Origin of the sequence: Rhizobium rhododendri (assembly GCF_007000325.2) — a bacterium.
Classification (GTDB): domain Bacteria; phylum Pseudomonadota; class Alphaproteobacteria; order Rhizobiales; family Rhizobiaceae; genus Rhizobium; species Rhizobium rhododendri.
In genome coordinates, this window is sequence record NZ_CP117267.1 from 2,966,246 (window position 1) to 2,987,596 (window position 21,351).

Here is a 21,351-nt window from a genome sequence, read left to right on the forward strand (position 1 = left end):
TCGCGGCTCAGCGGGGCGGATTGTCGAGGCCGCCCATCCGGCAGACCTCCAGATATTCCTCGTCGGTGACCGGCTGCACGGACAGCCGCATCGAGGTCACCAGCGACATTTTCGCCAGCTTCTCGCTCGCCTTGACATCCTTCAGCGTCACCGGCTTCGGCATATCGCAGACGGCGCGGATGTCGACGCAATCCCACTTCGGATCGCCCTTGGCGCTGGAATCCGGATGCGACAAGGCACAGACCTCGACGATACCGACGATCTCGAGCCCTTCGTTCGAGTGGTAGAAAAAGCCCTTGTCGCCGATCTTCATCGCCCGCATGTGGTTGCGCGCCAGATAGTTGCGCACGCCGGTCCATTCGGTGCCGGCCTCGCCCGCATCCTTCTGCGCCTGCCAGCCCCAGGTCTTCGGTTCGGACTTGAACAGCCAGTGAGCCACGATCACGCCTCCGGCTTGTTGAATACCCAGTTGAACGGCTTGACCTCGACGCTTTCGAACAGGCCGGCCTTGGCATAGGGATCGGCATCGGCCAGGGCCTGCGCATCGGCGAGCGACGCCGCTTCGACGATCACCAGGCTGCCGCAGGGCTTTTCATCCGAGCCGAGGAACGGGCCGGCCATCTTCAGCGTGCCCTCGTCATTCAGCTTGTTCAGATGCTCGACATGGGCAGGGCGGGTGTCCATGCGGACATGTAGATGGTCGGGTTTGTCCTTGCAGAGAAAAGCGAAAAGCATGGGTTTGCTCCTGTTTTGTGGTCAGATCTATTCGGTGGTGATCGGCCGCGTCATCAATTGTTCGATGGCGTCGGAAATATCGAGCGTGCCGTCGATAATGGCCGCAACCGCTTCGGTGATCGGCATGGCGATGCCGAGTTCGGCGGCAAGCCGAACGGCGACGGAAGCGGCAAGCGCCCCTTCGACCAGTCCCCCCTGCGCCGGATCCCGAAGCTCGCCGCGACCAAGCGCGATGCCGAAGCGCAAGTTGCGCGACTGGTGGCTGGTCGCAGTCAGCACGAGATCGCCAAGGCCGGAGAGGCCGCGCACCGTCTCCGCCTGCCCGCCCTGCGCGCCGACGAAGCGCGACATCTCGGCCAGTCCCCGGCTGATCAGCGCCGCGCGGGCCGAATCGCCGATGCCACGGCCTTCGACGATGCCGCAGGCAATCGCCAGCACGTTCTTCAGCGCGCCGCCCAGCTGGACGCCGATCCGGTCATCGGAGGCATAGAGCCGGAATGTCCGCCCCGAAATTGCCTGCGCCAACCGTTCGGCATCAGCCATGTCCCCGGCGGCGACAGCCATTGCCGTCGGCAGGCCCTTGGCAATATCGGCGGCAAAACCGGGGCCTGAAAGTACAGCGATGGCATGATGCGGCAATTCGCGTTCCAGCATTTCCGTCAACAGCGAGCCGGAAACACGATCGATACCCTTGGCACACGTAACGACGACGGCATCCTTCGAGAGGTATCTTCCATACTGTCGCGCTGCATCTGCCTGTGCCTGGGAGGGCATCGCAAACAACACGATATCGGCATGGGAAACCGCATCCGGTTCGGCGGAAAAGGTGAGACCGCCCGGAAGCGCAATGCCGGGCAAAGCCGCTTCGTGCCGGCGCTCGGCGGCAAGTTTGGCCATCAGCGCCGCATCGCGGCCGACGAGCACCACCTCGTGGCGGCCGGCCTGGGCAATGACGGAGGCCAGCGCCGTTCCGAAGGCGCCGGCGCCGATAACCGCGATGCGCTCCGTGCCACTCATGATTTTGCGCCCCGACGGCCGTGGCCGATCAGCGCCGCAGCATTAGCGTCCAGCGGCCAGCGCGATCGCGGCGCCACCGAGAGATCGTCTGCAGGTTCACCGGTTGCCATCCGCTCGAGGCCGGCCCAGGCGATCATCACGGCATTGTCGGTGCAAAGATGCAGCGGCGGAGCGATGAAGCGGAAGCCCCGCTGGTCGCATAGCTCCTGCAAGGTCCGGCGCAATTCGAGATTGGCGGCAACACCGCCGGCAACGACCAGCGCCGGACGATCCGACAATTGCGGAAACTCGGCCTTGAAGCGTTGCAGCCCGCGCCCGATGCGATCCTTCAGTGTCCGCGAAATGGCCTTCTGGAAGGAGGCGCAGATATCGGCGATATCCTGATCCGAAAGCGGCGCGATCTCCATTGCGGCATGCCGCACGGCAGTCTTCAGGCCGGAAAAGGAAAAATCGAGCCGCGCCTCACCGACCAGCGGCCTGGGGAAGACGAACCGGTCGGCATTGCCGGTCTTTGCCGCCTTTTCCACCGCCGGACCGCCGGGATAGGGCAGGCCCAGCAGCTTGGCCGTCTTGTCGAAGGCTTCGCCGAGCGCATCGTCGATCGTCGTGCCCCAGCGCTCGTAGACGCCGACGCCGCGCACCAGGATCAGTTGCGTGTGGCCGCCGGAGACCAGCAGCATCAGATAGGGAAAGGCCAGCCCATCGGTCAGGCGCGCCGTCAGCGCATGGCCTTCGAGATGGTTGATGGCATAGAGGGGCTTGCCCGAGGCACGCGCCATCGCCTTCGCCGTCATCAACCCGACCAGCAGACCACCGATCAGGCCAGGGCCGGACGTTGCGGCAATCGCATCGACGTCGGCAAGCGACACATTGGCGCGTTTCAAAGCTTCTTCGATAAGCGTATCAAGCGCCTCGACATGGGCGCGGGCCGCGATTTCGGGGACCACGCCGCCATAGGCACTGTGCTCCTCCATCTGGCTGAGAACGACGTCGGACAATACAGAGCACTGCCCGTCCGAACGGCGTTCGACAACGGCAGCGGCGGTTTCGTCGCAGCTTGTTTCGATGCCGAGAATGCGGAGAAAGGGCGTCATGGAACCTGAACGTCGGATTGCGGTGCAGTCTAAACCTGTTTACGAGAACTGTCGGTAACAACGGATCAATACGGATGCAAACGAAACCTTTCCGGATCGGCACACGCGGTAGTCCGCTTGCGCTGGCCCAGGCCCACGAGGCGCGAGACCGGCTGATTGCCGCCCATGGCCTGCCCCCGGAAATGTTCGAGATCGTCGTCATGACGACAATGGGCGACCGCATTACCGACCGTTCGCTGGCTGAAATCGGCGGCAAGGGGCTGTTCACCCAGGAACTCGAACTGCGGCTTTTGACCGAGGACCTGGACTTTGCCGTGCATTCGGCCAAGGACATAGCCACCAATCTGCCCGAAGGCCTCTATCTCTCCGCCTTCCTGCCGCGCGAAGATATCAGGGATGCCGTGATCGGCCGCACGGCGCCGAGCCTGATGGAATTGCCGCAGGGCGCAACGGTCGGCTCTGCATCGCTTCGCCGGCAGGCACTGATCAGACGCATCCGCCCGGATATCAATGTCATCGTCTTTCGCGGCGCAGTCGACACGCGGCTGCGCAAGTTGCACGAAGGCCAGGCCGATGCCACGCTTCTGGCCGTGGCCGGGCTGAAGCGACTGGGCAAGGTCGACGTGCTTACCGAGATACTCGACCCCGACGCCTTTCCGCCGGCGCCGGCGCAGGGCGCAATCGCCATCGAAAGCCGGGTCGGAGACATCAGGACCGACGCGCTGCTGGCGCCGATCAACGACATCCCCACCTTCGACACCGTCTCCTGCGAGCGCGGCTTCCTCGCGACGCTCGACGGCTCCTGCCGCACGCCGATTGCCGGCTACGCAACCTGCGACGGCGACAACCTGCGCTTTTTCGGCATGATCCTCACCCCGGACGGCCGCATCGAGCACAACATCACCGTCGAAGGCCGGCGCTCGGATGCCGAAGCCCTTGGCGCTGCGGCCGGCGAGGCGGTGCGTGACAAGGCCGGCCCGACCTTTTTCGATAGCTGGAGCTGACCGATGCGCGTGCTCGTCACACGTCCCGCAGCATCGGGCGAGCGCACCGCGAAAAAGCTCGAAGCGCGCGGCCATGAGGCACTGCTCTTGCCGCTGACGGCAGCAGTCCACGATCCCGAGGCGGCATCGGCGGCACTGGACAACTCCACCGGCGCCATTGCCGTTACCAGCGCAGAGGCGCTCCGTGCATTGCAGGCCATCGGCCCGGCGCTCTCCGCACATATCGGACGACCGCTCTTTGCCGTCGGCAAGGCAACCGCCGAAAAGGCAGTCGCAGCCGGTTTCACCACTGTCCACCATTCCCAAGGCGATGGCACTGAACTTGCCGATCTCGTGGCCAGCCAGAAATTCTTGTTGGGTGATCGTCCGCTGACTTATCTCGCAGGCTACCCCCGCGCGTCAGGCTTCGAAAAGCAGCTTTCCCTGCACGGCGTCCCGTTCGACTGCATCGAATGCTACCGCATGGAGCCGGTAGAGCCGCCTGAAACACTGCTGCAGAGCCTTTTCAGCGACGTTCCTGTCGATGCAGTGCTCTTCTACTCCAGTCACACCGCCAGACGTTTTTTCGGCCTCGCTACAGTATCCAGGCATCTGGAGAAGCTGAAAAAGACGCGACTTCTTTGCCTGAGCGCGACGATTGCCACAATCGTCCCCTACCCGTTGCGATCAGCGGTCGAAATAGCGGAGATCCCGGAGGAAGACAGCATGCTCGGCCTTCTCGATCCCGATCCGAGCGCTAATTTGATCTAAGCTCTTTCCATAAACCGCTTCACTGTCTACCTTCTTCGCAGTGCATCACATGAGGACGCCATGATCCCCGGTAATCCGCCGCATCATACGAAGCCCGACGAAGAGCCCGTAACGATCGATCTGGAAGCCAACGCGGCTGACCGCCGCGAAGCCGAGATCGAAAGTCACAAGGACGAAATCGGCACCTCCGCCACGGACACAGTGGACATCAAGCCGCAGCCCGAGCCGGAACCGGCATACGAGCCCGCCGGAACAACGCCGACAGAGCCACCGGCCCCGACAGCCACGGCACCCGCCAACAGCACCACGGGACTGATTGCAGCCGGCATCGTCGGCGGCCTGATCGCGCTGATCGGTGCCGGAGCGCTGCAATATGCAGGCGTCCTGCCCGCCGCTTCCGGAAATGATAAGCAGCAATTCACGTCGTTGGACGCTGAGATCGACGGGCTGAAGCAGAGCGTCGCCAACCTGGCCACCTCTCCCGCAGCAACGCCGGATGCCGCGCTGGAAGCACGCATTGGCGCGCTCGAGACAGCCCTAAAGAACAACCCGCAGGCAGCAACCGCCAACGGCGCCGTCGACACCGCCTCCGCCCAGAAAATTTCCGATCTGACGGCCGAAGTCGACCAGCTCAAGGCCAGCCTGACGCAGACCTCGCAGACGCAGGCCACGACCGGCGCCGACATCAGCAAGCGGCTGGACGATGCTGAAAAGAAACTGAACGACCCGGGCAAGGATGTCGCCGTTGCCCAGGCAATCGCTGCTGCCGGCCTCAAGGCGGCGATCGATCGCGGCGGCCCGTTCCGCGCCGAACTCGACACCTTTGCCGGCGTCTCTCCTAACGACCCGACAGTGGAAACCCTGGGCAAGTTTGCCGAAACCGGCGTGCCATCGCGCGCGGAACTGATCCGCCAGGTCCCGGATGTTGCCACCACCATCATCGGTGCGACAGAAAAGCCGGCTGAAACCCAGGGCTGGAGCGACCGCCTGATGGAAAGCGCCAAGTCGCTGGTGACCGTTCGCCCCGTCGGCAATATCAAGGGTGACGGAGTCGACGCCATTGCCGCCCGCTTCGAGGACAAGATCCGCAACGGCGACCTGCCGGGCGCTGTCAGTGAGTGGAATAGTCTCCCGGAAACCGGCAAGATGGCATCGGCGGCGTTCAAACAGTCGATCGAAGCCAGGATCAAGGTCGAGGATCTCGTCGGTGAAACCCTGTCGAAGGCGATTGCCGGCGCCGGCAAGCAGAGCTGAGGTAAGAACATGATCGTCAGACTGCTTGTCTTTATCGTCCTGATCCTTGCACTCGGTTACGGCTTCTCCTGGCTGGCCGATCGTCCGGGCGACCTGTCGCTGATGTGGGGTGGCGAGCTATATCAGACCAAGCTGATTGTCGCCGCCAGCCTGCTGATCGCCATCGTCGCTGCTGTCATGATCGTCTGGTCGCTGCTGCGGATGATCTGGACCTCGCCCCATGCCGTCAGCCGCTATTTTCGGGCCCGCAAGCGTGACCGCGGCTATCAGGCATTGTCGACCGGGCTGATTGCCGCCGGCGCCGGCAATGCGCTGCTGGCCCGCAAGATGGCTGCTCGTTCGCGTGGCCTGATCCGCGCCGACCAGGAACCTCTGATCAGCCTTCTCGAGGCGCAGGCAGCGCTGATCGAAGGCAACCACGACGAGGCGCGCGCCAAGTTCGAGCTGATGGCCAAAGATCCGGAGACCCGGGAACTCGGCCTCCGTGGCCTCTATCTCGAGGCCAAGCGCCTCGGTGCCGATGAAGCTGCCCGGCAATATGCCGAACAGGCTGCAGACAAGGCGCCCTACCTGCCTTGGGCAGCACAGGCGACGCTCGAATATCGCAGCCGCGCCGGCCGCTGGGACGATGCCATCCGTCTTCTCGACCAGCAGAAGGTCGCAAGGGTCATCGGCAAGGACGAGGCGAACCGACTGCGCGCCGTGCTTCTGACGGCACGCGCCACCGACCGGCTCGACGCCAACCCGACCGGTGCGCGCGACGACGCGCTGGCCGCCCTGAAGCTTTCCGACAATCTCGTGCCTGCCGCGCTGATTGCCGCCAAGGCGCTGTTTCGCGAAGACAAGATCCGCAAGGCAGCAGCGGTGCTGGAGGATGCCTGGAAGGTTTCTCCCCATCCCGAAATAGGCCGCGCCTACGTTCGCGCCCGCAGCGGCGACAGTGTGCTGGATCGCCTGAAACGCGCCGAGAAGCTGGAAGCGCTGCGACCCAACAATGTGGAAGCATTGCTGATCACGGCGCAGGCAGCACTCGATGCCGGCAATTTTGCTGTCGCCCGCAGCAAGGCGGAAGCCGCCGCCCGCATGCAGCCCCGCGAGGGCGCCTTCATGCTGCTCGCCGACATAGAGGACGCCGAGACACGCGACCAGGGACGCACCCGCCACTGGCTCGCCCAGGCCTTGCGCGCACCGCGCGACCCGGCCTGGATGGCCGATGGTTTCGTGTCCGACAAGTGGCTCCCGGTTTCTCCGATCTCGGGCAAGCTCGATGCCTTCGAATGGCGGTCGCCTTTCAGCCAACTTGAAGGACCGGTCGAGGAAGGCACGGTCGCCTCTTTCGAGACGGCGCTCCGCAACCTGCCGCCGCTGGCGGATCTGCGCCCGGCCGCTGCTCCAGTTTCCGGGCAACCTGTCCAGGAGCCACCTGCTGTAGCCAAGCCTTTGCCATCGGGACCGTTGCCAGCCAACTCTCCGCCAGCCAAACCCATGCCGGCCAGAACGCAGCCATCGACGGCGCTGGTCACCGTGACAAAACCCGAAAGCCCGAAAAAGCCCGAGCCCCGCCCCTTCTTTGGCGGCGCCCCGGACGATCCGGGTGTCCGCACCACAAAGGCAGATCTGGAGCCCAAGACCCGGCTGAAGCTTTTTTAAGAATGAAACCGCATGTTTGAACGCTTCCAGGAATTCTTTCAAAGTCTGACGACAGATCATTCGAAGCCCGGCCTTGCGCCCGACGATCCACGGATCTCGGTGGCGGCGCTCTGCATCCAGGTGATGGAGGCCGACGGCAAGGTCGAGGCCAGCGAGAAGAAGGCCCTGCGCCGGTTGCTCAAGGACCAGTATGGCCTCGATGGCCGTGAGCTGGATGCGCTGATCGCGGCAGGCACCGAGGCCGAGAACGAGGCCGTCGACTATTTCCGCTTTACCTCGGATCTCAAGCGCCATCTCGACAGCGACCAGCGCATAGAACTGATCGGCATCCTCTGGGATATCGTCTATGCCGATGGCGAGCGCAGCGAAATGGAAGACGATGCCATCTGGCGGATCGCCGAGTTGCTGGGCGTGTCCGGCCGCGAGCGCATCATGAAGCGGCAGGAGGCAGCGGCGCGGGTGCCGGGCCTCGCCGTGGAGGCCGACGATGCGGATTGAGGCGGCCAACAGCTGCCACCGCCGGCCGATCCTGATCGTGTTGCACCAGGAGCGCTCCAGCGCCGGGCGCGTCGGGCAGATGCTGCTGCAGAAGGGCTACGACCTGGATATTCGCCGTCCCGTCCTCGGCGATCCCCTGCCGGAAACCCTTGAGGCGCACGGCGGCGCCGTTGTCTTCGGCGGACCGATGAGTGCCAACGACAGCGATCCCTTCGTGCGCTCGGAAATCAGCTGGCTGGATGTTCCGCTGCGAGAGAACCGCCCGTTCCTCGGCATCTGCCTCGGTGCCCAGATGCTGGTGCGCCAGCTCGGCGGCAAGGTACAGGCCCGGCCGGATGAAAAGGCTGAAATCGGCTGGTATCCGCTGCATCCGACCGAGCGCGGACGTCAGCTGATGCGCTGGCCGCCTATGGTCTACCACTTCCACCGCGAAGGCTTCGATCTGCCCGCTGGAGCGGAGCTCCTGGCCAAGGGCGATACCTACCCCAACCAGGCATTCCGCTATGGCGAAAACGCCTGGGGCCTGCAGTTTCACGCCGAACTGACCCGTGCCATGATGCAGCGCTGGGTCGTCCATGGTGCCCATCGCTTCGCACTGCCCAACGCCCAACAAGGTCGAGATCATCTGGAGGGCCGTATGCTTTTCGACGGTGCGCTCAGGCAGTGGCTGTCGGAATTTCTCGATATCGTCTTCGAGACGCAGGTCGCGGTCGCGGCCTGAACCGATCAGGCTGACCCTGCGGCGTTTTCATCCGGGGCATCCAGCGCGTCGATCTTGCGCAGCTGCGGAAAGCCTATTGCCCAGATGATAGCCACTGCCAAGGTGCCGACACCGCCGATCACGACCGCCGGCACCGCCCCGAATACGGAGGCCATCGTCCCCGCACGGAATTCGCCGAGCTCGTTCGAGGCACCGACAAAGACCATGTTGACGGCATTGACCCTGCCTCGAACATGATCCGGCGTCCACAGGGCAATCAGGGTTTCCCGCACATAGACCGAGATCATGTCTGAAGCGCCCATGATCATCAGGGCAACGATCGACAGCCAGGGCGTGCTGGACAGGCCGAAAATCAGCGTTCCCACACCGAACATCGCCACGCCGGCAAACATGTAGACGCCTGCCCGATGACGGAGCGGATAGGTAGCCAGCAGCACCGCCGTAGCGATAGCGCCGACACCCGGTGCTGCCCGCAACAGCCCAAGCCCCCAGGGTCCGAGTGTCAGGATATCGCGGGCAAAGATCGGCATCAGCGCCACGGCGCCGCCGAGCAGCACTGCGAACAAGTCGAGCGAAATTGCACCGAGTACGACCTTCTCAGACCATATGAAGCGGTATCCGGCGAGGATGGTGCTCCAGTTGGTTGCCATCCCCGTGCTCCGCTGGACGGGCTTGGCAATCATCTGGATCAGGATGGCGCCGAGAATGGAAAATACCGCGGCCACCGCATAGGCAAAGCTTGGTCCAAGACCGTAGAGCAGACCACCGGCAACAGGACCAACGATTGCAGCAGTCTGCCACGAGGACGAATTCCAGGCGACGGCATTCGACAGGTCTTTTGGCGGGACGAGATTGGGCGCCAGCGACTGTGTGGCCGGCCCAAGGAAAGCCCGTTCGATCCCCATGATGGTGAGAATGCCGAAGACCGGCAACGGTGCGAATGATCCCGTCGACGTCATCACCCACAGCGCCACGGCACAGAGCGCACCGACCAGCGTGCAGATTGCCACGATGTGGCGGCGGCTGTAGCGATCCGCGACCGAACCGGTGACCAGCGTCAGAAGCAGCGACGGCAGGAACTGCACGAGGCCGATAAGGCCCAGGTAGATGGCGCTGCCCGTCTGGTCGTACATCTGCCAGCCGACGGAGACACTGATGATCTGCGCGGCGAAGGAAACGAGAAAACGGGCAAAGAAGAAACGCGTGTAGGAAACATGGCGGAATGCGGCGAAGCGATCCGCAGACGAGATAAGCGACATGAACGGCTTTCCGTTAGCGACCGCCGTAGATCCCCCACGGCCGTTAAACATGATTCATCGTGCCGGCGGGCATACCACTTGCTCGCGCCTTCGCCAATGTCTACATGTCTGTCAATCGCGAAATGGAGACGTACATGTCCGGAATACTTCTGGCGCTCTTTCAAGTCATTGATATCGTCTTGCAGCTTTACGTCTACATCCTGATAGCCAGTGCCATCTTCTCATGGCTCTACGCCTTCAACGTGATCAATTCGAGCAACCAGTTCGTGAACTCGGTCGGCCGCTTCCTCTACAATGTCACCGAGCCGGTTCTCAATCCCCTCCGGCGCATCTTGCCGAACCTCGGCGGCATCGACATTTCGCCGATTGTCGTGTTGCTGATCATCTTCTTCATTCAGGCGGTCCTGCATAACACGGTCTACCCGGCCCTCCTTCAACTGACGATGTGAGCAGCGCCTGGCGCAAGCTTGCAGACCATGTCCGATTGTCCGTCCGGCTGACGCCGAATGGCGGCCGCGATGAGATAGACGGTATCGAGACCGGCGCCGATGGCGAGGTCCATATCAAGGTGCGCGTCAGCGATGTGCCCGAAAAGGGCAAGGCCAACAAGGCGCTGATCGCCTTGCTGGCGAAAAGGCTCGGCCTGCCGAAATCCTCCATCAGCATCATTTCCGGCGACACAGCGCGCAAAAAAATCCTCCGGATCGACGGCGACCCGGAGGAAATATGCAAGGCTCTCTATGCTGTCGTAGAAGCCTGATCAGGCCTTCTTCTCGGCCGCATTGTGGCGAGCGATGGCTTCGAGGATCAATTCGCCGGCTTCCTTGGCACCCTTCCAGCCATAGATCTTCACCCACTTGCCGGGCTCCAGATCCTTGTAATGCTGGAAGAAATGCTCGATCTGCTTGATGGTGATATCAGGCAGGTCAGTGTATTCCTTGACCTTCTCGTAGCGCAGCGTCAGCTTCGGCGACGGGACGGCAATGATCTTCTCGTCCTTGCCGGAGTTGTCTTCCATCATCAGCACGCCGATAGGGCGGACGTTGATGACGCAGCCGGGAACGAGCGGCCGGGTGCTGGCGATCAGCACATCGATCGGGTCGCCGTCTTCCGACAGCGTATGCGGCACGAAGCCGTAATTGCCTGGATAGGTCATCGGCGTGTAGAGGAAACGGTCGACGACAAGCGTGCCGGCTTCCTTGTCCATTTCGTACTTGATCGGGTCGCCGCCAACCGGCACTTCGACGATGACGTTGACGTCTTCAGGTGGATTTTTACCAATGGAAATTGCGTCGATGCGCATGGGAGTCCCCTAAACTATGATAGCTGCCAGCCACTTAATCGGAAATAACCGGTAAGGCAACAGCGCTTCGAAAGCATGGCCTGCTTTGAGCCAAGGCCAAAAACCCCGACACCTACAAATGAATTGGCGGCGAAATTACGACGGCCGCCGCATTATGCCCGACCGCCGTGATCGCCAGCCGGCCTTACGGCCAGACAAAGCCGATCTTCTTCACCTGCTCGCCGCCAAAGGTCTCCAGCCCCTCGCAGAAATCGAGCCCGCCGTGGCTGCGATAGAAACGCTCGGCATTCTCGTTGTCTTCCAGGCACCAGACAACCATGCCCTTGCAGCCCAGCGACTTCAGCAGCCGCCGCGCCTCGCCGAACAGCAGACGGCCGAGGCCGATCCCCTGATATTCCGGACGGAGATAAAGCTCGTAGATCTCGCCTTCCTGCGGTAGCGCACTTGCCCGGTTGAGGCCAAGTGTCGCATAGCCTGCAACGGTGCCGGCAACATCGAGAACGAGCAGGGTCGCCGGTCCGCGCGTCGCCCGGCGCCACCAGGCTTCGCCGCGCCGCTCGATCATCTGCGACAGTGCACGGTGTGGAATGATGCCGGTGTAGGCATACTGCCAGGACAGCCGATGCGTCTCCGAAATGGCTCGGGCATCGTGCGGTTCAGCCCGCCGGACATCAATCGATAACGTTTTCATAACGCCTACTTTGGCCCGGCAACCGCAAATTAACCATCCAGCAATATTGCCGGAAACCATTTGCCCACAGGCTTTATGTGTGGACTAGCGCCAAACGTTAACTCTTTTTTAACGGATGTCACAAGAGGCCAAAAATCGAACATGCAAATAAAAAACCCCGATGCAAGCACCGGGGTTTGAGGTCTTCTGGGTGTCGAAAAGCCTTATGCGCTCTTCTTGCCGAAACGCTTGCGATCGTTCGGGTCCAGATAGGTCTTGCGCAGACGAATGGACTTCGGCGTGACTTCCATGAGTTCGTCGTCCTGGATCCAGGAGAGCGCCCGGTCGAGCGTCATGCGGATCGGCGGCGTCAGGCGGACAGCTTCGTCCTTGCCGGCAGACCGGATGTTGGTCAGCTGCTTGCCCTTCAGCACGTTGACTTCGAGGTCGTTGTCACGCGTGTGGATGCCGATGATCATGCCGGCATAGACCTTTTCACCTGGCTCGATGATCATCGGGCCGCGATCTTCAAGGTTGAACATGGCGTAGGCCACGGCTTCCCCGGACTGGTTGGACAACAGGACGCCGTTGCTGCGGCCGCCGATTTCGCCCTTGAAAGGCTGGTAGCTATGGAACAGGCGGTTCATGATCGCCGTGCCGCGCGTGTCGGTCAAAAGCTCCGACTGGTAGCCGATCAGGCCGCGGGTTGGCGCGTAGAATACCAGACGCAGACGATTGCCGCCCGACGGACGAAGCTCGACCATCTCGGCCTTGCGCTCGGACATCTTCTGGACAACGATACCGGAATGCTCTTCGTCGACGTCGATGACGACTTCTTCGATCGGCTCCAGCTTGTTGCCGTTTTCGTCGTCATGCATGACGACGCGAGGACGCGACACAGCCAGTTCGAAGCCTTCGCGGCGCATGGTTTCAATCAGAACGGCGAGCTGCAATTCGCCGCGGCCGGATACGTAGAACGAATCCTTGGCTTCCGACTCTTCGACCTTCAGCGCAACGTTGCCTTCGGCTTCCTTCATCAGGCGGTCGCGGATGACGCGCGAGGTAACCTTGTCGCCTTCGGTGCCGGCCAGCGGGCTGTCGTTGACGATGAAGGACATGGTGACGGTCGGCGGATCGATCGGCTGGGCATGCAGCGGCTCGGTAACAGCCGGATCGCAGAAAGTATCGGCAACCGTGCCCTTGGAAAGGCCGGCGATGGCGATGATGTCACCTGCGAAGGCTTCTTCGATCGGCTGGCGCTCGATGCCGCGGAACGCGAGGATCTTCGAGATACGGCCGGTTTCGATGGTCTTGCCATCGACGCCCATGACCTTGACAGGCTGGTTCGACTTGATCGAACCGGAATGGATGCGACCGGTGATGATACGGCCGAGGAACGGGTTGGCTTCGAGCAGCGTGCCGATCATGCGGAACGGGCCTTCGCCGACAGTCGGCTCTGGTACATGCTTGAGCACGAGGTCGAGCAACGGGCCGAGGCCCTGGTCCATCGGGCCTTCTGGTGCAGTGTTCATCCAGCCAGCACGGCCGGAACCGTAAAGGATCGGGAAGTCGAGCTGTTCGTCGGTAGCGTCGAGGGCAGCAAAGAGGTCGAAGACTTCGTTGACGACTTCTTCGTGACGCGCGTCCGGACGGTCGATCTTGTTGATCGCGACGATCGGGCGAAGGCCGACCTTCAGCGCCTTGCCGACCACGAACTTGGTCTGCGGCATCGGGCCTTCGGCAGCATCGACCAGCACGATAGCGCCATCTACCATCGAAAGGATACGCTCGACTTCGCCGCCAAAGTCGGCGTGGCCGGGGGTGTCGACGATGTTGATGCGAACATCTCTCCAGACGACCGAGGTCGCCTTCGCCAGGATCGTGATGCCACGTTCCTTTTCGAGTTCGTTCGAATCCATCATGCGCTCAACGGTGCGCTGGTTGTCGCGGAACGAACCGGACTGCTTCAGGAGTTCGTCGACAAGCGTCGTCTTGCCGTGGTCAACGTGCGCGATGATCGCGATATTTCGCATAGACATATGGGCTACTCGGAGGGTTTGCGGGCAGCCAATTGTGCGGCCCTTATCTTCGGTTGAGGCGCTCATAGCCTGTTTTTCGCATTTGCGAAAGGGGGGGCGCGACAAAGCAGCGTCTTCCCTGCCCCAGCGCAATCGCATGGCTGGGACAGGGTATGCTGTTCAATTGATCAACCGCCGGCACAAAGCCTTATGCGGCCAAGCCTTTTTGCGCCAGCATAGCATCCGGGCTCGGCAATTTGCCGCGGAACGCCCGGTAAGCATCTTCCGGGTCGATGGAGCCGCCGACCGAATAGATGTGAGCCTTCAGCTTCTCGGCCATCTCGGGATTGAAGGCGTCGCCGGTTTCCGTGAAGGCTGCGAAGGCGTCGGCATCGAGCACCTCGGACCACATGTAGGAATAGTAGCCGGCCGAATATCCGTCCCCGGCAAAAACATGCTGGAAATGCGGGCTGGCGTGCCGCATCACCATCGATTTCGGCATGCCGAGCGTGGCCAGAATCTCCGCCTGTTCCGCCATCGGATCCTCGACCGGCCCACGCGTATGGAATGCCATGTCGACGAGCGCCGACGATGTGAACTCGACGGTATTGAATCCGGAGTTGAAAGTCCGGGCGGCCAGAACCTTGTCGAGCAGCGCCTGCGGCATCGGCTCGCCGGTCTGGTAGTGCACGGCATAGGTCTTCAGGATATCGGGCACCGTCAGCCAGTGCTCGTAGAGTTGTGACGGCAATTCGACGAAATCGCGCGATACGCCTGTGCCGGCAACCGACGGGTAGGTGACATCGGAGAGCATTCCGTGCAGCGCATGGCCGAACTCGTGGAACAGCGTGTAGGCATCCCCCATCGACAACAGCGCCGGCTTGCCCTCGGCCGGCTTGGCGAAATTGCAGACATTGTAGATGATCGGCCGCTCGCCCAAAGCGCCGTTCTTCAACGGCAGCTTGTGCTGAGACTGGAAGGCACTCATCCAGGCGCCGGAACGCTTCGACGGCCGGGCAAAATAGTCGCCGAGGAACATCGCGATGAGCTTGTTGGAACGGTCGCGGATTTCAAAGACGCGGACATCCGGATGATAGGCGGGCGCATCGTGGATCTCGACGGCATGAAGGCCGAAGAGGCGGCCGGCAACGTCGAAGCAGGCTGCGATGATCTTGTCGAGCTGCAGGTAGGGCTTCAGTTCGGCCTCGGAAAAATCAAACCGCTCCGTGCGGATCTTTTCCGAATAGAAGCGCCAGTCCCAGGGCATGACATCGTGGTTGCCGCCGCCTGCCTTGATCAAGGCGGCAATATCCGTCTCTTCTTCCCGCGCCCTGGCGACAGCCTTGGCCCAGACCGTGGTCAGCAGATGGTTCACCGCCTCGGGCGTCTTCGCCATGGTGTTGTCGAGCTTCAGTTCGGCATAATTGCCATAGCCGAGCAACTTTGCCTTTTCGAAACGCAGCGCCAGCGTCTGGCGGATGATGTCGCGATTGTCCGTCTCCCCGCCGTTGCGGCCGCGCGCCACCCAGGCCTCAAACGCCTGCTCGCGCAGGTCGCGACGCTCGGAAAAGGTCAGGAACGGCTCGATAATCGAGCGCGACAGCGTCACCGCATACTTGCCCGCATCCCCACGCTCCGTGGCAGCTGCCGCCATGGCCTCGGTGACAAACCCCGGCAGGCCGGCAAGATCGGCCGCGTCGGACAGGACCAGCGCCCAGCCCTTCTCGTCGGCCAGCACGTTCTGGCCGAAACTGGCGCCGAGGCCTGCCAGCGTCTCGTTGATTGCAGCCAGCCGCTCCTGCTCCGGTTTTGCGAGCTTTGCGCCAGAGCGCACGAAGCCTTTCCAGTGGCGCTCCAGCACGCGGCTTTCCTCGAGCGTCAGGCCGAGCGTATCTCTCATTTCCCAGAGTGCATCGATCCGGGCAAACAGCGCCGCGTTCATGCCGATCTTCGAATAGTGGCGTGACATCTTGGGCGCGATCTCGCGCTCCAGGCCCTGGATCACGTCGTTGGTATGGGCACCGGCCTTGCTCCAGAACAGCGACGAGACGCGCGACAACTCGTCGCCGACGATCTCCAAGGCGACGATGGTGTTGGCAAAAGTCGGTGGCTCCGGATTGTTGGCAATCTGGTCGATCTCGCCGTTGTGCAGTTCCATGGCAGCATCAAAGGCTGGCCCAAAGTCGGCGTCATGGACGCGGTCGAAGTGCGGCAGTCCCTCATGCCCTGTCCATTCGACGAGGGCGGGATTGACGGAGAGTTGCGATGACATGGGACATCCTTTCGGCATCAGATTGGTCACGGGCATATAAGAACCCCGGACCGGCAATGGTATGGTGATCGCAGCCTCTCAGCAAAACGGTGCGGCGGCGACATGTTGGAGAGGCATCAGGCCCTGCGCCACCCGAGCAGCCCCGGCGCGGAATGCAAGAGCGCCTGCGCAGCAAAACCCATGAACAAAACCCCGGAGCAGCGCACGATGACGCGTTCGTGGGACCGATAGAGCCGCCGCACGGCGCCGGCACCGATGATACCGATCAGAATGATATCGGCGGCCACGAACCCGGCAAAGGCAACGCCCAGCAGCAACGGAAGCTCGCTGAACTGCAAGGCACTGGCCGAACCGGCGACAAGCGCCGTGAAGGTCGCGAGCGCCACCGGATATCCCTTTGGATTGGTGGCGCCGAAGATAAGGCCGCGTCGGAAGGGGCGCTCGACTGCGATCATCGCCGCACCGTCGACCCGGGGCTTGGCGGTCACCGCGTGCCAGCCGATCCAGGCGAGATAGAGGCCACAGAACAAGCCAAGCAGATCGAATACGAGGCTGCCGATGGTCCGCGCACCGATGATTGCGGTCAGGGCCAGGGCAGACCACATGAGGTCGCCGAACAGATGGCCGCACATGAAAAGCGCCCCCGCCCTTCGCCCCTGGCCTGCACCTATTCCCAGCAGCGCCAGAAAAGCCGGACCGGGAATGAGCACGTAAAACAGTGCGGCAAGGAAAGTGCCGGCAATCAGGGAGGAGGTCATGGCACGGTTTCCGCTTGATTTGCGGCCAGCTTAACGCCGGCACTGCGGGCGTCAAGGCGCCCTTGTCGCCGGCAAAGATTCAATTGTGTTCACGCTATAGAGTGATTAAGGAAAACCAGAGAGAACCGCGATAAAGAGCCGAGAAACGCAATGAGCATCACAATAGATACGGATACGCTCGCATTTCTCGTCGCCGATTGTGCACGGCTGATGCGAATGGCTTTCGAGAAACGCATCTCGTCGGCCGGCCTCGGCATCACCGCCGGCGAGGCAAGAACCCTCGTTCAGATCGCTGCGGTCAACGGCAGCCGACAACTCGACATCGCTATACGCATGGGGCTTGAGCCGATGACGGTGAGCGCTTTCCTCGACCGTCTGCAGGCCCGCGGCCTGATCGAACGCCAGCCCGACCCCCTGGACCGCCGTGCAAAGCGGATACTCCTGTCGGATGCTGCGGAAGACATGATCCGCGCCATCAGCATCGAAATCGCGGCCGTCCAGCAGGAAGCAACGATGGGGCTGGACGAGCAGGCTTTGTGCGACGTGAGCAAGGCTCTCAAAAGCTTCCGGCTCAACCTGCAGAAAGTCGAACAACCCGCAATCGAAAACGCTCCGATCACAGATAGCTGAATTTACCCGAAAAAGGCCCGCCACCATGAGCGGTGACAGGCCTTGATCAGGCTGAGCTCGATGGCTCAGTTCGACAGGTTGCGCTTGCCGAGCGTGCGCAGGCGCAGGGCGTTGAGCTTGATGAAGCCGGCTGCATCCTTCTGGTCGTAGGCGCCCTGGTCGTCCTCGAAGGTGACCAGCTTGTCGGAATACAGCGACTTCGGGCTCTCGCGGCCGATGACCATGACATTACCCTTGTAGAGCTTCAGCGTCACTTCGCCCTCCACATGCTCCTGGCTCTTATCGATCGCCGCCTGCAGCATTTCGCGCTCCGGCGAATACCAGAAGCCGAAATAGATGAGCTCCGCATAGCGCGGCATCAGTTCATCCTTCAGATGCGCAGCCCCGCGATCGAGCGTGATCGATTCCATCGTCCGGTGGGCGGTCAGCAGGATCGTGCCGCCCGGCGTCTCGTAGACGCCGCGCGACTTCATGCCAACGAAACGGTTCTCGACGAGATCGAGACGGCCGATACCGTTGTCCCGGCCGTAGTCGTTGAGGGTGGCGAGCAAGGTCGCCGGGCTCATCCTGATGCCGTTGACGGACACCGCATCGCCACGCTCGAAGCCGACCTTGATAATGGTCGCCTTGTCGGGTGCGGATTCCGGAGAAATGGTGCGCATATGCACATATTCCGGCGCTTCCTGCGACGGGTCTTCCAGAACCTTGCCCTCGGAGGACGAGTGCAGCAGGTTGGCGTCGACCGAGAACGGCGCTTCGCCCTTCTTGTCCTTGGCAACCGGGATCTGGTGCGCTTCAGCAAAGGCCAGCAGGTCTGTCCGCGACTTGAAGTCCCAGTCGCGCCAGGGGGCGATGATCTTGATATCGGGGTTCAGCGCGTAGGCAGCGAGTTCGAAACGAACCTGGTCGTTGCCCTTGCCGGTCGCGCCGTGGGCAATCGCATCGGCGCCGGTTTTGCGGGCGATCTCGATCAGGTGCTTGGAGATCAGCGGCCGGGCAATCGACGTGCCGAGCAGGTAGACGCCTTCATAGACGGCATTGGCGCGGAACATCGGGAAGACGAAATCGCGGACGAACTCTTCGCGGACGTCCTCGATGTAGATTTCCTTGATGCCCATCATCTCGGCCTTCTTGCGGGCCGGCTCCAGCTCTTCGCCCTGGCCGAGATCGGCAGTGAAGGTGACGACTTCGGCGCCGAGTTCCGTCTGCAGCCATTTCAGGATGATTGAGGTGTCGAGACCGCCGGAATAAGCGAGAACGACTTTTTTCACGTCTTTGTGCGATACCATGATGATGAGGTCCGTTTTTATGCGCGCGGCGCCGGACGCCGCAAATCTTGATGTCGCGGCACTTTTATCGAGATTAGCGCCATGCGCAAGACAAACTGAAGCCGGCATTCAGCGCAGATGCGCAGTAATATTCATACGTTGATGCAGGATACGAATGATTGTGACCGCGCGCGCATCGGCTTTCTAAACGATGAAATGTGCACCGCTGCGAATAAGAAAGTAGCCATGCTTTATCCGAGCGGCCAGCAGTCCGAATTTTGCCCCCGTTGAAACGGCCTCGCAACAGGCGCGAATTTCAAGGACATAATCCTCCGCCTGCTGAAATCCCCAGTTTGCCTCGGTATAGTCATATATTTCATCGAGGTCGCCCGCCGCTTTAGGCGAGTAGACCAAACGCTTCATCGTTGAAGCCGGTTGGCACGTTTTCTTTCGATGAAAGCATCGAAATCAAACGGCTGCGGCTCCCCGGATTCTTCACCTTCAGCGATTGCCGCGCGAATTGCCTCCAACTCGGCTCGCTGTCGAAGAAGTTGCAGGGATGCCTCGACGACCTCTTCGGCCGAGCCGTAAAATCCGCCGTTCACCTGCTCATCGATAAATTCATCCATCTGCGGATCGAGCGTCACGGATATGACCTTCGTCACAGTCCCCTCCTGCCATTTGACTTGGTCGTTCAATCTACCATATCTGCTAGCGCCAAAACAATGTCTCAACCGGGAGCGACGACATGACGAACGCACAAGCCGTATTCGCAAAATCCAACGTCGCCGTCATAACCGGTGGCGCTTCCGGCATCGGCTTTTCCGCTGCCAAAAACTTTGCTGCGCGCGGCATGAGCGTCGTCTTGGTAGACCTCGGTGGCGACCGGTTGGCAAAGGCAAAGAAAGAGATCATCGCCCTTTCCAATGGTAGCGACGAACATGTCATGGCCATCGAGACCGATGTCAGTGACAAGGAATCGCTGGACGCCCTGGAGCGCACCGTCATCCAGCGCTTCGGCCGCGTCCATGTACTGATGAACAATGCCGGCATCGGCCCGGAGACATCGATCTTCAGCCCGCAGGCCGCCTGGGACAACATTCTCGGCGTCAACATGATGGGCGTGATCAACGGCACCAGGACATTCGGGCCGCACATGATCGGCCACGGCGAGCCGGGCATGATCATCAACACCGGCTCCAAGCAGGGCATTACCACGCCGCCGGGAAACCCTGCCTACAACGTCTCCAAGGCCGGCGTGAAGGCTTTCACCGAGGCGCTGCAGCATGAACTTCGCAACACGGAAGGTTGCCGTATCACCGCCCACCTGCTGATACCGGGCTTTGTCTACACACCTCTTACAAAGGGCGACCGCACGGAGAAGCCCGCCGCCGCCTGGACACCGGACGAGACCGTCGATTTCATGATGAAAAGTCTTGAGCGCGACGATTTCTACATCCTCTGCCCCGACAACGATGTGCCCCGTTCACTGGATGAAAAGCGAATTCTCTGGGCCGCTGGCGATATCGTCGAAAACAGGCCTCCGCTGTCGCGCTGGCACGGGGGGTACGATGACGCATTCAAGGCCTTTGTCGCCGGCAAGGGCTGATTGGCAACAGCCGCTAAACAAGGTAGGCATCCTGGAAACCTTTGATCCGAGGAGCCTGCCATGGACTTCCTGCCGAGCTTTGCGACGGCGCTCGCTTTTGTCGCCGCAAGCCTTCTTCTGGCCGCAACGCCAGGCCCGGACATGACGCTTTCGATCAGCCGCGCCCTGTCGCAGGGCAAGACGCCTGCGCTGTTTGTCGTACTTGGGACCAGCCTCGGAATCGTCGTCCACACGATGCTGGTGGCGTTTGGGATATCGGCCCTGATCACGGCCTCTCCGGTTGCCTTCACAATCCTGAAGACCGGCGGCGCGGCCTATCTCCTGTGGCTCGCTGTTCAGGCCATCCGCTTCGGCTCGAAACTCAGCGTCAATGCCGTGGAAGAGCCGAAAGTGTCACCGCTGTCGAACATGGCGAGCGGGTTTTGGGTCAACCTCCTGAACCCGAAGGTCATCATCTTCTTCATGACCTTCCTGCCGCAGTTCGTCACTGCCGGCGATCCGGCCGTCACCCAGAAGCTGCTCTTCTTCGGTTTTCTGTTCATTTCGGTCGGCATGCCGGTGAACGCCCTGGTCGTGCTCGCGTCAGACAGGCTGGCCTCGTGGCTGCAGAACAACAGGAAAGTCTTGCGCGGCATGGACTACACCTTCGCCGGCGTCTTCTCGATCTTCGCGGCGAAGATCCTGCTTACCCACGCGCGCTAAGTACGTCGCGTGGTCGGCCATCCCTGCGGGTGATATAGATCAACGCACCCGAGCGCGCCGACCGCAAAGATCGCAATTGCAATCCCGTCGAAATGGGTCGCCGTCAGTTTCGTCTGCTCGTTGCGAACGACTTCGCCCG

The 21,351-nt window shown here is 61.7% G+C and carries 24 protein-coding genes; 11 read left to right on the top strand and 13 right to left on the bottom strand.

Annotation, left to right across the window (positions count from 1 at the left end; all coding sequences use genetic code 11):
- Window positions 1–7: 7 nt before the first annotated feature.
- Genes PR018_RS14415 through tsaD form a run of 4 tightly spaced genes read right to left on the bottom strand, consistent with a single transcriptional unit; the run spans window position 8 to window position 2,846 of the window.
- Window positions 8–439, bottom strand: coding sequence for an EVE domain-containing protein (locus tag PR018_RS14415; RefSeq protein ID WP_142824703.1), 432 nt, complete (start codon window positions 437–439; stop codon window positions 8–10).
- A 2-nt stretch (window positions 440–441) separates the two neighbouring features.
- Window positions 442–735: a YciI-like protein gene (locus tag PR018_RS14420; RefSeq protein ID WP_142824702.1), complete on the bottom strand. Its 294-nt coding sequence runs from the start codon at window positions 733–735 to the stop codon at window positions 442–444.
- A 27-nt stretch (window positions 736–762) separates the two neighbouring features.
- Entirely contained in the window at window positions 763–1,752 is a 990-nt protein-coding gene (locus PR018_RS14425; RefSeq protein WP_142824701.1) for an NAD(P)H-dependent glycerol-3-phosphate dehydrogenase, read from the bottom strand.
- Window positions 1,749–2,846: a tRNA (adenosine(37)-N6)-threonylcarbamoyltransferase complex transferase subunit TsaD gene (gene tsaD / locus PR018_RS14430; protein ID WP_142828788.1), complete on the bottom strand. Its 1,098-nt coding sequence runs from the start codon at window positions 2,844–2,846 to the stop codon at window positions 1,749–1,751. Before tsaD ends, PR018_RS14425 begins: the two co-directional genes overlap by 4 nt.
- A gap of 74 nt (window positions 2,847–2,920) precedes the next feature.
- Here tsaD and hemC point away from each other — a divergent pair, with 74 nt between their 5' ends.
- From hemC to PR018_RS14460, 6 genes are read left to right on the top strand one after another with little or no spacing between them, the layout of a single operon-like run.
- Window positions 2,921–3,850 carry a hydroxymethylbilane synthase gene (hemC, locus tag PR018_RS14435; protein WP_142824699.1) on the top strand — a complete coding sequence of 310 codons (930 nt, stop codon included), beginning with the start codon at window positions 2,921–2,923 and terminating at the stop codon, window positions 3,848–3,850.
- Window positions 3,851–3,853: 3 nt separating this feature from the next.
- A complete protein-coding gene (locus tag PR018_RS14440; RefSeq protein ID WP_142824698.1) occupies window positions 3,854–4,600 on the top strand; it encodes a uroporphyrinogen-III synthase in 747 nt (248 codons plus the stop codon).
- 60 nt (window positions 4,601–4,660) lie between these two features.
- Window positions 4,661–5,854, top strand: coding sequence for a COG4223 family protein (locus tag PR018_RS14445; RefSeq protein ID WP_142824697.1), 1,194 nt, complete (start codon window positions 4,661–4,663; stop codon window positions 5,852–5,854).
- A gap of 9 nt (window positions 5,855–5,863) precedes the next feature.
- Window positions 5,864–7,504 (top strand): heme biosynthesis protein HemY, encoded by a 1,641-nt coding sequence (locus tag PR018_RS14450; RefSeq protein WP_142824696.1) that lies wholly within the window; start codon window positions 5,864–5,866, stop codon window positions 7,502–7,504.
- A gap of 12 nt (window positions 7,505–7,516) precedes the next feature.
- Entirely contained in the window at window positions 7,517–8,002 is a 486-nt protein-coding gene (locus PR018_RS14455) for a tellurite resistance TerB family protein (RefSeq protein WP_142824695.1), read from the top strand.
- The gene (locus PR018_RS14460) at window positions 7,992–8,723 is read left to right on the top strand and encodes a glutamine amidotransferase (protein WP_142824694.1); all 732 of its coding nucleotides are present in this window, start codon (window positions 7,992–7,994) and stop codon (window positions 8,721–8,723) included. The genes PR018_RS14455 and PR018_RS14460 overlap by 11 nt, the downstream gene beginning before the upstream one ends.
- Window positions 8,724–8,728: 5 nt before the next feature.
- Here the strand turns inward: PR018_RS14460 and PR018_RS14465 are convergent, their stop codons facing one another.
- On the bottom strand, window positions 8,729–9,982 hold the full coding sequence (locus PR018_RS14465; protein ID WP_142828786.1) for an MFS transporter: 1,254 nt from the start codon (window positions 9,980–9,982) through the stop codon (window positions 8,729–8,731).
- Window positions 9,983–10,086: 104 nt separating this feature from the next.
- Here PR018_RS14465 and PR018_RS14470 point away from each other — a divergent pair, with 104 nt between their 5' ends.
- Both PR018_RS14470 and PR018_RS14475 read left to right on the top strand, forming a co-directional pair.
- Window positions 10,087–10,431: a YggT family protein gene (locus PR018_RS14470; RefSeq protein ID WP_142824692.1), complete on the top strand. Its 345-nt coding sequence runs from the start codon at window positions 10,087–10,089 to the stop codon at window positions 10,429–10,431.
- A complete protein-coding gene (locus tag PR018_RS14475; protein WP_142828784.1) occupies window positions 10,428–10,742 on the top strand; it encodes a DUF167 domain-containing protein in 315 nt (104 codons plus the stop codon). The genes PR018_RS14470 and PR018_RS14475 overlap by 4 nt, the downstream gene beginning before the upstream one ends.
- Here the strand turns inward: PR018_RS14475 and ppa are convergent, their stop codons facing one another.
- The 5 genes from ppa to PR018_RS14500 form a co-directional block, all read right to left on the bottom strand.
- Window positions 10,743–11,285 carry an inorganic diphosphatase gene (gene ppa, locus PR018_RS14480; RefSeq protein WP_142824690.1) on the bottom strand — a complete coding sequence of 181 codons (543 nt, stop codon included), beginning with the start codon at window positions 11,283–11,285 and terminating at the stop codon, window positions 10,743–10,745. It abuts the gene before it with no gap.
- A gap of 184 nt (window positions 11,286–11,469) precedes the next feature.
- Window positions 11,470–11,976 carry a GNAT family N-acetyltransferase gene (locus tag PR018_RS14485; RefSeq protein WP_142824689.1) on the bottom strand — a complete coding sequence of 169 codons (507 nt, stop codon included), beginning with the start codon at window positions 11,974–11,976 and terminating at the stop codon, window positions 11,470–11,472.
- 203 nt (window positions 11,977–12,179) lie between these two features.
- Window positions 12,180–13,994, bottom strand: a complete 1,815-nt coding sequence (typA, locus tag PR018_RS14490) for a translational GTPase TypA (protein WP_142824688.1) — start codon at window positions 13,992–13,994, stop codon at window positions 12,180–12,182.
- A 187-nt stretch (window positions 13,995–14,181) separates the two neighbouring features.
- Window positions 14,182–16,245: a M3 family metallopeptidase gene (locus PR018_RS14495; protein WP_142828782.1), complete on the bottom strand. Its 2,064-nt coding sequence runs from the start codon at window positions 16,243–16,245 to the stop codon at window positions 14,182–14,184.
- 116 nt (window positions 16,246–16,361) lie between these two features.
- Window positions 16,362–17,003, bottom strand: a complete 642-nt coding sequence (locus tag PR018_RS14500; RefSeq protein ID WP_142824686.1) for a LysE family translocator — start codon at window positions 17,001–17,003, stop codon at window positions 16,362–16,364.
- Between the two features lie 150 nt (window positions 17,004–17,153).
- Here PR018_RS14500 and PR018_RS14505 point away from each other — a divergent pair, with 150 nt between their 5' ends.
- Window positions 17,154–17,633, top strand: coding sequence for a MarR family winged helix-turn-helix transcriptional regulator (locus PR018_RS14505; protein ID WP_111219706.1), 480 nt, complete (start codon window positions 17,154–17,156; stop codon window positions 17,631–17,633).
- Window positions 17,634–17,698: 65 nt separating this feature from the next.
- Here PR018_RS14505 and PR018_RS14510 read toward each other — a convergent pair whose 3' ends face one another.
- The 3 genes from PR018_RS14510 to PR018_RS14520 all read right to left on the bottom strand — a co-directional run bounded on the left by PR018_RS14510 (window position 17,699) and on the right by PR018_RS14520 (window position 19,599).
- Window positions 17,699–18,922, bottom strand: coding sequence for an argininosuccinate synthase (locus tag PR018_RS14510; RefSeq protein ID WP_142828781.1), 1,224 nt, complete (start codon window positions 18,920–18,922; stop codon window positions 17,699–17,701).
- A gap of 183 nt (window positions 18,923–19,105) precedes the next feature.
- Window positions 19,106–19,324: a type II toxin-antitoxin system RelE/ParE family toxin gene (locus tag PR018_RS14515; RefSeq protein ID WP_142824684.1), complete on the bottom strand. Its 219-nt coding sequence runs from the start codon at window positions 19,322–19,324 to the stop codon at window positions 19,106–19,108.
- On the bottom strand, window positions 19,321–19,599 hold the full coding sequence (locus tag PR018_RS14520; protein WP_263432435.1) for a type II toxin-antitoxin system ParD family antitoxin: 279 nt from the start codon (window positions 19,597–19,599) through the stop codon (window positions 19,321–19,323). Before PR018_RS14520 ends, PR018_RS14515 begins: the two co-directional genes overlap by 4 nt.
- Window positions 19,600–19,649: 50 nt before the next feature.
- Between PR018_RS14520 and PR018_RS14525 the strand changes: the two genes are divergently transcribed.
- Together PR018_RS14525 and PR018_RS14530 are read left to right on the top strand one after the other, a co-directional pair.
- Window positions 19,650–20,510, top strand: a complete 861-nt coding sequence (locus PR018_RS14525) for an SDR family NAD(P)-dependent oxidoreductase (RefSeq protein ID WP_142824683.1) — start codon at window positions 19,650–19,652, stop codon at window positions 20,508–20,510.
- 60 nt (window positions 20,511–20,570) lie between these two features.
- Window positions 20,571–21,212, top strand: a complete 642-nt coding sequence (locus tag PR018_RS14530) for a LysE family translocator (RefSeq protein WP_142824682.1) — start codon at window positions 20,571–20,573, stop codon at window positions 21,210–21,212.
- Window positions 21,213–21,351: the final 139 nt, after the last annotated feature.